General features: G+C 39.6%; 11 protein-coding genes and 1 pseudogene. 9 read left to right on the top strand and 3 right to left on the bottom strand.

What is annotated here, in order from left to right; all coding sequences use genetic code 11:
* The first annotated feature begins 380 nt into the window (after positions 1-380).
* From nrdD to FD07_RS10930, 8 genes and pseudogenes are all read left to right on the top strand, one after another.
* A complete protein-coding gene (gene nrdD, locus FD07_RS10965; RefSeq protein WP_020090224.1) occupies positions 381-2,558 on the top strand; it encodes an anaerobic ribonucleoside-triphosphate reductase in 2,178 nt (725 codons plus the stop codon).
* Positions 2,545-3,132, top strand: coding sequence for an anaerobic ribonucleoside-triphosphate reductase activating protein (nrdG, locus tag FD07_RS10960; protein ID WP_020090225.1), 588 nt, complete (start codon positions 2,545-2,547; stop codon positions 3,130-3,132). The genes nrdD and nrdG overlap by 14 nt, the downstream gene beginning before the upstream one ends.
* A 16-nt stretch (positions 3,133-3,148) precedes the next feature.
* Positions 3,149-3,883: a Fe-S cluster assembly ATPase SufC gene (gene sufC, locus FD07_RS10955; protein ID WP_020090226.1), complete on the top strand. Its 735-nt coding sequence runs from the start codon at positions 3,149-3,151 to the stop codon at positions 3,881-3,883.
* A 20-nt stretch (positions 3,884-3,903) separates the two neighbouring features.
* Entirely contained in the window at positions 3,904-5,049 is a 1,146-nt protein-coding gene (locus FD07_RS10950; protein WP_020090227.1) for a SufD family Fe-S cluster assembly protein, read from the top strand.
* Positions 5,036-6,211 carry an aminotransferase class V-fold PLP-dependent enzyme gene (locus tag FD07_RS10945; protein ID WP_020090228.1) on the top strand — a complete coding sequence of 392 codons (1,176 nt, stop codon included), beginning with the start codon at positions 5,036-5,038 and terminating at the stop codon, positions 6,209-6,211. Before FD07_RS10950 ends, FD07_RS10945 begins: the two co-directional genes overlap by 14 nt.
* A complete protein-coding gene (gene sufU, locus FD07_RS10940) occupies positions 6,208-6,666 on the top strand; it encodes a Fe-S cluster assembly sulfur transfer protein SufU (RefSeq protein ID WP_020090229.1) in 459 nt (152 codons plus the stop codon). Before FD07_RS10945 ends, sufU begins: the two co-directional genes overlap by 4 nt.
* Before the next feature lie 37 nt (positions 6,667-6,703).
* Positions 6,704-8,047 (top strand): Fe-S cluster assembly protein SufB, encoded by a 1,344-nt coding sequence (sufB, locus tag FD07_RS10935; protein WP_373879005.1) that lies wholly within the window; start codon positions 6,704-6,706, stop codon positions 8,045-8,047.
* Between the two features lie 433 nt (positions 8,048-8,480).
* A pseudogene (locus tag FD07_RS10930) lies at positions 8,481-9,476 on the top strand (NRAMP family divalent metal transporter); the annotation flags it as partial.
* 9 nt (positions 9,477-9,485) lie between these two features.
* Here FD07_RS10930 and FD07_RS10925 read toward each other — a convergent pair.
* Positions 9,486-9,635 (bottom strand): helix-turn-helix domain-containing protein, encoded by a 150-nt coding sequence (locus tag FD07_RS10925; RefSeq protein WP_020090232.1) that lies wholly within the window; start codon positions 9,633-9,635, stop codon positions 9,486-9,488.
* A 349-nt stretch (positions 9,636-9,984) separates the two neighbouring features.
* Between FD07_RS10925 and FD07_RS10920 the strand changes: the two genes are divergently transcribed.
* On the top strand, positions 9,985-10,602 hold the full coding sequence (locus FD07_RS10920) for a recombinase family protein (protein ID WP_020090522.1): 618 nt from the start codon (positions 9,985-9,987) through the stop codon (positions 10,600-10,602).
* Positions 10,603-11,273: 671 nt separating this feature from the next.
* Here FD07_RS10920 and prgO read toward each other — a convergent pair.
* Both prgO and FD07_RS10910 read right to left on the bottom strand, forming a co-directional pair.
* The gene (gene prgO, locus FD07_RS10915; protein WP_020090520.1) at positions 11,274-11,558 is read right to left on the bottom strand and encodes a DNA segregation protein PrgO; all 285 of its coding nucleotides are present in this window, start codon (positions 11,556-11,558) and stop codon (positions 11,274-11,276) included.
* Complete coding sequence (locus FD07_RS10910; protein ID WP_020090519.1) at positions 11,542-12,117, bottom strand: ParA family protein; 576 nt, start codon at positions 12,115-12,117, stop codon at positions 11,542-11,544. Before FD07_RS10910 ends, prgO begins: the two co-directional genes overlap by 17 nt.
* Positions 12,118-12,137 lie beyond the last annotated feature (20 nt).

Genomic DNA, 12,137 nt, shown 5'->3' with positions numbered 1-12,137 from the left:
TCGGATTAATTTTACAATCTACCAATATATAGAACATGTTCATGATAGTACTACTACATATTGTGCATATTGGAGTTTACTTTTTCCTGAAGCCCGGTTAGAATTTATTGGTAGTATATTAATCGGAGCTGGCATAAATAAGCAATAAGCAGCAATTCATGGAAAACTACAGCAACTAATAATTAAGTACTAAAGATATCTGGTCTTGTTTTACCTGGAGATCAAGATTTTTCCATATGGAATATAATCCGTGGAACGTAGCGTTTCATGACAACCGATTACCCATGCTTAAGTTATAACATTTTGGCTTACATATGGTGATCCAATTACTAAACATTGGTAATCTAATCATTTAAGAAAATACAGGAAGGATCAATCAAATGGATTATATAAAATCAGTTCAAACAATTAAATGGAGAGCACTTAAGGAGAAAAGGGTTAAGAAAAGCGATGGTGAAATAGTGCCGTTTTATGCTTATAAAATTACCCTAGTTCTTGATGCATTAACGAATAGGGATGATATTAAGGACCAGGTACGTGCCCGTATCTTTTCACGAGTTACCCAATCCCCCAAAACCATTTCCTCTCTCGAAATTCGCAAATGGTTTACAGGTACGCTTATCTCGATTGGAGAGGCCAAGCTTGCCAATCAATATGATGAATATCGCGCTGCTGACGTTAAGAATTGGTTGGAAGCTATTAATCCCCAGAAAAAGCTGGGGCAACTCTTTAACGGAAAAGAGACCGTTGTTCACGAAAATGCTAATAAAGATAGTAAGATTTTTAGTACTCGCCGAGATTTAACCGCTGGGATGGTCGGCAAATCACTTGGACTGACAATGATGCCTCAAACTGTTGCCAAAGCACATCTACGTGGAGATATTCATTATCATGATTTGGACTATTCTCCGTTAACATCAATGACAAATTGTTGTTTGATTGACTTTAAAAACATGCTTGCAAATGGGTTCAAGATTGGAAATGCTGATGTTGAACCTCCTAAGTCGATTCAGACAGCAACCGCCCAGATGTCACAGATTATTGCGAATGTGGCTTCAAGTCAGTATGGTGGCTGTTCATCTGATCGCACTGATGAAGTATTGGCCCCATATGCAGCTCTTAACTACCGAAAGCATCTTGCGGAGGCTAAAGATTGGGTGACACCCGATAAACGGATCGCTTTTGCAAAGGAAAAAACAAAAAAAGACATTTATGATGCTATGCAGGGGCTCGAATATGAAGTCAACACGCTGTTTTCTTCTAACGGGCAAACACCGTTTACGACAGTCGGTTTTGGGCTGGGAACTTCTTGGATTGAAAAAGAAATTCAGAAGGCAATCCTGAACGTTCGAATTAAAGGGTTGGGTAAACAACACCGAACAGCTATTTTTCCCAAATTAATTTTTACACTTAAACGTGGATTAAACTTGAAGAAAACAGATCCAAATTATGATGTTAAGGAGCTGGCCGTCGAGTGTGCAACTAAGAGGATGTACCCTGACATTTTGATGTATGACAAAATCGTCGAAATAACTGGCAACTTTAAATGTCCAATGGGGTGTCGTAGCTTCTTGCAGGGATGGAAAGATGAGAATGGAAAAGAGGTTAACAGTGGTCGGATGAATTTAGGGGTGATCACAATCAACCTACCGAGAATTGCCATTGAGTCTAAAGGCGATAAGGCTGTTTTCTGGGAAATTATGGATGATCGGATTCACCTGGCGAAACGGGCATTAATGAGTCGATTGAACCGATGTAAGCAGGCAAAGCCCGAAAATGCACCCATTTTATACGAAAATGGTGCATTTGGAAAACGTTTGAAGAAAACGGACTCAGTCGACGAGTTGTTCAAGAACAATCGGTCAACAATTTCTTTAGGCTATATTGGCCTCTACGAAGTTGGTACGGAATTTTATGGCCCACGATGGGAACATAATCGTGAGGCACACGACTTCACAGTTTTAATTGTAAAATATCTCCACGACTATTGTGCAAAGTGGGAAAAACAATATGGCTATCATTTCAGTGTCTATTCGACACCCGCTGAGTCGTTAACGGATACTTTTTGTGAAGACGACATTAAAAGATTCGGCCGGATTCCTGATATTACATCGAAGGACTATTATACCAATAGTTTTCATTATGATGTGCGCAAGAATCCGACGCCATTTGAAAAATTAGCGTTTGAAGAAGCATATCCTAAATACGCTTCCGGTGGGTTTATTCACTATTGTGAATACCCAAACCTAAAACAAAATCCGGCTGCTCTTGAAGCGGTGTGGGATTGGGCATATAACCATGTGGGGTATTTGGGAACCAATGCATCAATTGACCACTGCTTTAAGTGTGGCTTCGACGGAGATTTTAAACCAACAGCCAAAGGCTTTGAGTGTCCCAATTGTGGTAATCGGGATCCCCAAACCTGTGACGTGGTTAAGCGAACCTGTGGTTACCTGGGGAATCCCATGATTCGGCCTATGGTTCATGGTCGTCATAAGGAAATTGCTTCACGGGTTAAGAATATGAGACTGGGAGAAATGTCAAATGACAAGAAATAATCAGGTTCGGGAACCGAATAATCCACTGCCAAAACAGTGGTTAGCTTCTGAGCGCAGTCAGCACTATGTGGCAAGTTACAAGCCTTTTAATATGGTGGACGGTGAAGGCGTTCGCTGCAGTCTCTATGTTTCTGGTTGCCTTTTCAATTGTCCAGGGTGTTATAACAAGGCTGCTCAAAATTTTCATTATGGTAAACCTTATTCTAAAAAACTAGAGGATCAGATCATTGCAGATATGTCTGAAATCTATGTCCAGGGATTGACTTTGCTTGGGGGCGAACCATTTTTAAATACGCAGGTTTGTTTAAAATTATGTCGCAGGGTTCGACAAGAATTTGGTCAGACTAAGGACATCTGGTCATGGACGGGTTATACATGGGATGAATTGATGCAAGAATCATATGACAAACTTGAACTGCTTAGGTTGATCGACATTTTGGTGGATGGGCGTTTTCTTGAAACCCAAAAAGATCTGACCCTTCAGTTTAGGGGGAGTTCCAATCAGCGGATTATCGATGTTCCTAAATCTTTGGCTGCAAATAAAGTAATTATATGGGACAAACTCATAAGATGATTTGGAGGAAATATAAGTGGCTGAATTAGTAATTAGACATTTATCTGTGGCAGTTCAAGATAAAATGATTCTAGATGACGTTAACCTGAATATTCACGATGGTGAAATTCATGCGCTGATGGGTCCCAATGGAACTGGAAAGTCCACTCTGTCAGAAACGATTATGGGCAACCCCCGGTACAAGATTACCGACGGAAAAATTTTGATGGATGGTCGGAATATTGCAAAGATGAAAATTGATGAACGCGCTCGTGCGGGGATCTTTTTGGCTATGCAATACCCTGTTGAAGTAGCGGGGATTACCAATGCAGACTTTATCCACTCAGCAATGAATGCACGTACTGGTAACCAGAATGTACCGGTATTACAGTTTCTAGATCAATTACATCAGAATATGGAGATTCTTAATATTGATCCAGCATACACTGACCGTGGCCTCAATAAAGACTTTTCCGGCGGTGAGAAAAAACGTAACGAGATTCTTCAGCTTATGATGTTGAAACCAACACTGGCTATTTTGGATGAAATTGATTCGGGGCTTGACATCGATGCTCTCAAGGTGGTTGCTAAAGGAATTAATTCGATGCGTGATCGGAAGTTTAGTTGTTTGATGGTTACTCACTATCAACGATTGTTAAATTACGTTGTTCCCGACGTTGTCCACATTATGATGAATGGTCGAATTGTTAAAACTGGTGGTCCGAAGTTAGCAATGGACCTTGAAAATACCGGTTATGAAAAGCTGATATAAGGTGAGGGAGTAAAAAACTGGTGTCAATCAAAAAAGTACTCAAAACCGCTGAATTTCAACATCCACATTTTCCAAAATATTTAGGTATTCATTATACACCGGAAGACTTTGACTTTCATAGTGATCAAAATACCTGTGATTGGAAATGGCACGCAAATCAGAATGCAATCGCTGAGATTAAAGCGAAGGGCGGCCAAATAAGCCGTATCGATGCTTGCACAATCCAATCCCACCAAACACAGGAAATTTTAAATTTTATCCATACTCACAAAAAAAATCACTATGTCATTCAACATTTCTCTCAGCAAATTAGTGGTTTGGAAGTGATTATTCCGGAAAATACAATTATCCAGAAGCCACTTAACTTGAACATTGATGTTTTCAATCAACTTTCCTCGAACTATTCACTTTTACTGAACTTGGGGACTAATAGTCGTATAACAATTAACCAACAGGTTATAATTGCTGGTCAAGCCAGTAATGCTAGTTTGATAATGATTGGAAGTCAGAATGATAACAGTCAATTAAAATTGACGACCACTATCTTGAATCATTCAAATTTAAACCTCGTTTTATTTGGAAATTTGGACGCTGCTCGAGATTGTCAGACTGTTTGGTCACTGACACCTGGCATTCATGGTGGTTTATTAGGAGATGTTGCGATTAATCTCAATGGCCAAGGTAGTTTTGGTAGGCTAAACGTTTTGAAGACCGGGACTGTTTCTGATCATTGCGGGCTTCAGGCAAGTGTTAATCATTATGCACCTCACACTAAAAGCCGGATTAATATGCGAGGTGTTCTGTTTGGTAAATCAAAAGTGAACTTCACAAGCATTGGAAACATTGTCAAGGGGGCATCTGGTTCTGATGCCCAACAGGAAAGCCGATTGATGACAGTCGGAGAAACGACTCATGGTACCGTGAATCCAGTATTGTTGATTGATGAAAATGATGTTAATGCTGGGCATGCTGCCAGTGTTGGCCAATATGATTTAGACGAGCTTTACTATTTACTGAGTCGCGGAATTCCGATTATGCAGGCGAGAAAAATTTTAGTATATGACTTTATTTCACCTGTAATGCAAGAATTCGATAAGCGTATCCAAAAAATTATAACAGCTGCTATTGAAATGGGATCGGGTGAAAGTTTTAATGACAATTTATAATCATTTAGCATATTTAGATAATGCGTCAACAACGCCAGTTCCGCAGTACGTTGTTGACGTGATTGATCACTATTATCATTGTGAAAAGGTCAATGTTCATCGAGGAATGTATAAACTTGCCAATGTGGTTACTCAACAATATGAGGGTGTACGTCAAAAAGTAGCAAAATTTATCAATGCTGACGACAAAAACCAGATTGTGTTTACCAGTGGCACAACGGATAGTTTAAATATGGTTGCATTTGGTTATGCTCTATCTCATCTTCAACCGGACGACGAGATGATTGTGAGTGTGCTAGAACATCACTCGAATTTAGTCCCCTGGCAGCAGGTGGCCGCGAAATCAGGTGGTCGCTTACGAATAGTTAAAGTGGACGGCAAAGGCCATTTGGATCAAAAACAGCTAACAAAGATGATCAATCGACATACCAAGGTTGTTTCTCTAGCTATGGTATCCAACGTTCTTGGAACGTATACGGATATGAGACCCATTGCTCAAAAAGCGCACGAGATTGGAGCAGTACTAGTGGTTGATGCAGCCCAAGCAGTTGCCCATATGCCAATTGATGTTCAAAAAATGAATGTGGACTTTGTTGCATTCTCCGGTCATAAAATGTTTGGACCCACCGGAGTGGGTGTCTTATATGGAAAGTCAGAATTGTTGGAGGAGATGAACCCGGTTCGGTTTGGCGGTGAGATGATTGATCAAGTAACTAGCCGATCAGCAACGTTTCAACCGGCACCACTTAAGTTTGAAGCAGGAACTCCAAATATTGCCGGGGTGCTTGGCCTTGGTGCTGCAATTGATTATATTAATGGTATCGGTTATCCAAGCATTATGGGAACTGATCACCTTCTGGTTGAACGATTAATGTCGGAATTAAACGGTCTTAAATTTGTCACTATTTACGGATCACCAAGTGCAGATGATCATAAAGCTGTGGTCAGCTTCAACGTTGAAGGCATTCATGCCCACGACATTGCAACAATTTTGGATAGTGTGGGTGTTGCCGTCAGAGCGGGACATCATTGTGCACATCCACTCATGGATTTTTTGAGAACAGAAAGTGTTGTTCGGGCAAGTGTTAGTTTTCAAAATACTATAAAAGAAATTGATCAGTTAGTTGTCGGTATTCAAAAGGCAAGGGAGATTTTTAAATGAGTGATATACGACAATTATATCAACGAATCATTATTGACCATGCCAATTATCCCCATCACTACGGGAAGTTGGCTTGTCCTGACTTTGTGAGAACATGCCGTAATCCGGATTGCGGTGATACAATCACAGTATTTGTTTCAATTGATACTGATTGTTTTAACGAACTTAATTTCGTTGGAGATGGGTGTGCTATTAGCCAAGCATCTGCCAGTATTATGACGGATACATTAATTGACAAGACAGTTGCCGAAGCAACACAATTGATTCAAGAATTTCAAAAATTATTGCTAGGGCAACATATTACGACAGGCGATTTAGGTGACAGTGTCGTATTTGGCAAACTGAAACAGTTTCCAACTCGGGTCCGTTGTGGGGCCCTTGCATGGCATGCTGTGTCAGATGTAATTGAGGAGTGGGGGAAGAGAAGTGGCCAACAAATCAACTTCAGCAAATAAAAAAGCACTTAACCAAGAGCGCGGAGAGGTTGATAAAATTAGACCAATCCTTTCAACAGGAGTCGGGATTAATGAATCGATCATTCAAAACATTTCGATTGCCAAAAAAGAGCCGAAATGGATGCTGACACTCAGATTGAAGGCTTACAAAATATATTTGGAAAAACCATTACCTCACTTTGGTCCAGATCTTAGTCAGATTGATTTGGATCACATCAAATATTTTCAACGTGCCACCAATTATGTTGCCCGTAAGTGGAAAGATGTTCCCGATACGATCAAGGAAACTTTTGAGCGAATTGGGGTCCCTGAAGCCGAGCGGAAATATTTGGCTGGGTCGGCAGCCCAATACGAATCTGAAGCTGTTTATAGTAATCTGAAAAAAGATCTTGAAGTAAAAGGAATCATTTTTATGGATACTGATACAGCACTTCGCGAGCACCCAAATCTGGTTAGACAATACTTTGGAACCCTGGTAGCGGCATCGGACAATAAATTTTCCGCACTTAACACAGCGGTTTGGTCCGGTGGAACATTTTTATACGTGCCCAAGGGTGTGCACGCAGACGTCCCAATTCAGAGCTATTTTCGGATTAATGCCGGAAGAACTGGTCAATTCGAACGGACTTTGATAATCGTTGATGAAGGCGGATCTGTCAACTATGTTGAAGGATGCACTGCGCCAAATTATTCAGAAGATAGCCTCCATGCGGCTGTGGTTGAGGTGTTTGTGAAGAAAGGCGGCCGTTGTCGGTATACAACTATTCAAAATTGGTCGACAAATGTTTATAGTTTAGAAACCAAGCGTGCGCAGGCCGATGAAAATAGTTCGATGGAATGGGTTGACGGTAATTTGGGATCTAAAGTTACAATGAAATATCCAAGTATTTACTTAGCCGGCCACGGTGCCTCAGGTTCAATGTTGTCAATTGCAGCTGCTGGAAGTCAAATGCACCAAGATACTGGGGCCAAAATGATCCATATGGCTCCGGACACTCATAGTACCATTGTTTCAAAATCTATTTGTCATGATGGTGGTCGGGCTGACTATCGGGGCCTGATTAAGTACATCCAACAAGCAGACAATGCTCATTCTCACGTGGAGTGCGACACCATTTTAATGGATGATCAAAGTGGTAGTGATACCTTTCCAGTGAACGATATTGAAACTAGTAATGGGACGATCGAGCATGAGGCAAGGGTCTCCAAGATTTCTGAGGAACAACTTTATTATTTAGAAAGTCGTGGAATTGATGAATCTACTGCCACACAATTAATTGTCATGGGATTTCTAGACCCCTTTACAAAACAATTACCCATGGAGTATGCGGTTGAATTAAATCGCTTGATTAGATATCAAATGAGTGGGAGTATTGGCTAACTTTGATCATCACGTTGTATCAACATTAGTACAAAAACTCCAATTTATGTAGGACAGAGTATTCAACTGAATACTTCCAATCACTTTCATGGTATAGAGACAGGATGTAACAAAGCTGTTCCAATAAAATATATAAGGTGGATTTTAAAAGTTAATCCGAACGAAGTTAGAACCAAAAAAGACCAGCTTCCCTTAAAATAATGTTTACTACAAATTCATTTTTAAGAAGCTGATCTTTTGTCTAATATAACCTACTTTGGAGCGGGTGAAAATTGCAGCCTTTTGTGGTATAAAGCTACCGCAGGTGATCATTACCAATTATTTAAACCAGGCAACAGCAATAATGAATTAGTATGCTTTAATCCCTACAGGGATAATTTTGCAAAGAATTCAGATTGAATTTGTGATCTGACAATTAATGGAGTTGATCGAAATGCAGTCAAATATTACTCATAGAAACAAAGAGTCCTCACAAGTACCATCTTCAAAAAAGGAACTGCATGTTAAATATCACTGGTTAAAAATTTGGGGACCAGGATTAATAGTCATGTTGGCAGATACTGATGCAGGTTGCTTAATCACCGCAGCACAATCAGGAACACAATGGGGGTACACGATGCTCTTACCACAATTTCTGTTAATCCCAATTCTATATATGGTCCAAGAAATGACGGTTCGTTTGGGAATTGTTACCCGCAAAGGACATGGTGAATTAATTCGTGAAAATTTTGGAACTGGTTGGGCATGGCTTTCAGCAGGTACGTTGGCAGTTTCTGCAATTGGAGCTTTGCTAACTGAATTTGTGGGGGTTGCAGGAGTAGGTGAACTTTTTGGAATATCTAAATGGATTACTGTTCCACTAGCAACAATCCTGCTAGTGGGGATCGCCTTTTGTGGTAGTTATCGGCGTGTTGAGAAAATTGGGGTTACAATTGGCTTAGCTGAATTAGCATTTCTTATCGCCGTGATAATGATCCGACCAAATATCAGTCAAATGGCCCAAGGATTAGTGACAATTCCATGGAGACATTCTTCTTACATATATTTACTAGCTGCCAATATCGGTGCTGTAATCATGCCTTGGATGATTTTTTACCAGCAAGGGGCAGTAGTTGACAAGAATTTGATTACCATCGAAATTCCACAGGAGCGACGTGACACTTTGGTAGGGACTTTTATTACACAGGGAATTATGCTAATCTTTGTGATTGCTTTTGCATCAACGGTTGGTAATAAAACAAATACTACATCTTTAAATACGGTTGGAGATTTGGCCAATTCATTAGTCCCTTTTATTGGAGAAACAGCTGCTAACTTGCTGATTGGTGCTAGTATTTTAGGTGGTGCTCTAGTAGCCGCTTTAGTCGTAGCTTTAGCTGGTACTTGGGGAATTACTGAGGTCTTAAATTGGAAACATAGTTTGAATGAACCTGGCAAATTACAAGTTTAATCCGAACAAGCCCTGGATCCACTTATGAACGGTTGAATAGCCAATGCCATATTCTCTGGCCAGTTGGGCGGCTGATTCGCCTTGCTTATATAGGTCGATGATGTTTTGTTTGAATTCTTTGTCGTAACGAGTTGGCATGTAAAAATTCCTTCCTTTTGAGAGACGATTTATTCATTATACGCTCTCTTAAAAGTTGTCTCAGGAATCAGCTTACATCCAGGCGTACTATTCAATAGTTTAAGATACTGGTAATTGTGTTTAACAAATTTGCTGATGTCTTTTGTGTTGGTGATAAAATGATCCAGTGATGTTCTGCTAGAGTGTACCCTAAATGGACGAAAAGCAGTATAATCAACTTATGAAGAAAAGCTTAGATTCTGCTTGGGATAACAAGCAGTTCTTTGTTTTTGTCAAACCGTCTAATTAGAGTGTCTAAACAGAATATAGTAGGGTGGGGGAGACTGATCTTCTGAAAGGAGAGTTATTGATGAAAGTTGGTTATGCACGAGTTAGCTCAACTGATCAAAATTTGGCCCGCCAAATTAAAGCATTGAAAGTAGCCAGATGTGAGAAAATCTTTGAAGAAAAACAATCGGGCAAATCGACCCAGAACCGACCAGAATTACAGGCGGCGATTGCTTATGTGCGGCAAGGAGATACATTAGTAGTGGCCTCATTAGATCGGCTTAGTCGAAACTATGACGACGCCAGTGATATAATCAAGCAGATCAGAGATAAACAGGTTAGAATGGAAGTCTTAGATGCCCCATTTCTTTCAATGCAGACTGGGGATTCAGATATGGACAAATTTATGTTTGATATGCTAACCAAGCTGTTAGCTTATATGGCGCAAACTGAGCGAAAAAAGATTCGGGAACGTCAGCGGCAAGGAATTGAGATTGCTAAGGCTAATGGAAAGTACCGCGGAACTAGACCGGTATACGCTGAAGATTCACCTAACCCACAAAAACGGTTTATCTACCGTCGTATCGTTGATCAATTAAGAAACAAAGCAACCGGTGCCCCAATTAGCTATCGAGCGATTGCGGCTGAAACCGGTGTATCGGTGCAGACTGTCATTAATATCAAGAATCGGATGAATTAGATGTTATCTGAGAAGAAAACTTTTAGCTTGCGAGATTAGTTAAGAGGGGGAAATAAGATGATTGGTATTAATTATGGTAACTATACGCTTTTTCAATACCTAATCATTGCATTTACTTTGTTTCCAATTGAAAATAATTCATTCATGGTTAATTGTAATGATTTATTTGGTTATTACTTTAATAATTTTGGGCACGCTATCAAAACTTTTTGAACGTAGGCATCCGTGTTACAAAGAAAAAAATCATGTGACAACGGTGCCATGGTTACGCACATCACTTGCCGTCTTATCCACTGCAATGTTATTTGTCATATTACTAGTTAAAGATAGTAGCGTAGAATTTTTAACCTGCTACGCATTAATTGCAGCGCCTTACGTAATTTCAGCATACTTTTCAATCCCTAGAAGGTCACATTTTTAAATTAGATGTTGAATAGGTGCATTCTGAGAACACGTTCAACTTTAATAACTGGTGTTTCCCCATCTTCTCGCTCTTCTCTTTGCGTAGAATTTACAGACAGGAGAATAACAGGATAAAAGATATGATAGTCAAGACGGTTTCATTTAATCAAATATATTTGATATATTTGATATGTTTCGTGATAGATAAAGAACAACAAGGCAAATAAATATAGCTAGTATATTAAATATGCTTAATATACTAGCTATATTTATTTGCCTTGTCGCATATCATAAATTATTTTTTCAGAGTCGCTAAGAGTATCGCGATAAGCTTCCATGGCGACTTTGACAACCTCGTACATTGGCATATCTTTTGCATAGCTGATATTTCGAACCATATCGGCAACCGGAGGATCGACTTGTATAGGCTGCCTATCTTTGGCCTTATATTGTTTTTCACCGTAAGTAATCTTTGCATCGTCATCAATAATGGTTGGCTTGTTCCGATTATCTTCTGTGTTTTGTTCATTGTTCTTTTTATTCAGCAACGCCATTTATTTCGATCTCCTTGCCAAGTGGTAATGTAATATTTTCAAGTGCATCAAAATATTTTGATTGATAAGTAAAGTTTTCAACATCTCCAGTTTTCTCAAATGAGGAAATTCGAGCCTCTAGTTCACAAAATAGATCGGCAAAGAGCCCAAACATTTTTCGATCATTATAATCTTCGAGTGAGACACCATCTTCGCCAAAATTTTCTAAACGGTCGTGATTTTTGATAATAGTGTGGAACACGTTATCGCGTCCATAAACTTCAACAGTCTCTCTATAGTTTTCGATTTGTCGCTTCTTATGAGAAGTTAAAAGTGCGGGCAATACACCTGCAACTTGAAAGTGTGCTTCTTCAGGAAAATTATCTAACATTGGTTGTAGGTATTTCCCAATGAAATTACTTGTTCCTTCCATCGCCATTTTACGAACTTCTTGTACGGCAATGATATAATCAGAAGCCATAATTATTGCATCAACGACTGTGTCAGTGGAAGGAGCAACGTCAAAAAAAATATAGTCGTAATCGTATTTGATTTCATCTACCATTTTTACCAAAGGCAAATTACAAGTTTAATCCGAAC

Origin of the sequence: Levilactobacillus parabrevis ATCC 53295, assembly GCF_001434055.1 — a bacterium.
In the GTDB taxonomy this organism is placed as follows: Bacteria; Bacillota; Bacilli; order Lactobacillales; family Lactobacillaceae; genus Levilactobacillus; species Levilactobacillus parabrevis.
This window is presented reverse-complemented; position numbering and strand designations above follow the sequence as displayed.

What these genes read in the sequence shown, in the direction of transcription:
- nrdD (WP_020090224.1), top strand. Translation starts at nt 381, where the DNA reads ATGGATTATATAAAATCAGTTCAAACAATTAAATGGAGAGCACTTAAG.
- nrdG (WP_020090225.1), top strand. Translation starts at nt 2,545, where the DNA reads ATGACAAGAAATAATCAGGTTCGGGAACCGAATAATCCACTGCCAAAA.
- FD07_RS10945 (WP_020090228.1), top strand. Translation starts at nt 5,036, where the DNA reads ATGACAATTTATAATCATTTAGCATATTTAGATAATGCGTCAACAACG.
- sufU (WP_020090229.1), top strand. Translation starts at nt 6,208, where the DNA reads ATGAGTGATATACGACAATTATATCAACGAATCATTATTGACCATGCC.
- FD07_RS10925 (WP_020090232.1), bottom strand. Translation starts at nt 9,635, where the DNA reads ATGCCAACTCGTTACGACAAAGAATTCAAACAAAACATCATCGACCTA.
- FD07_RS10920 (WP_020090522.1), top strand. Translation starts at nt 9,985, where the DNA reads ATGAAAGTTGGTTATGCACGAGTTAGCTCAACTGATCAAAATTTGGCC.
- prgO (WP_020090520.1), bottom strand. Translation starts at nt 11,558, where the DNA reads ATGGCGTTGCTGAATAAAAAGAACAATGAACAAAACACAGAAGATAAT.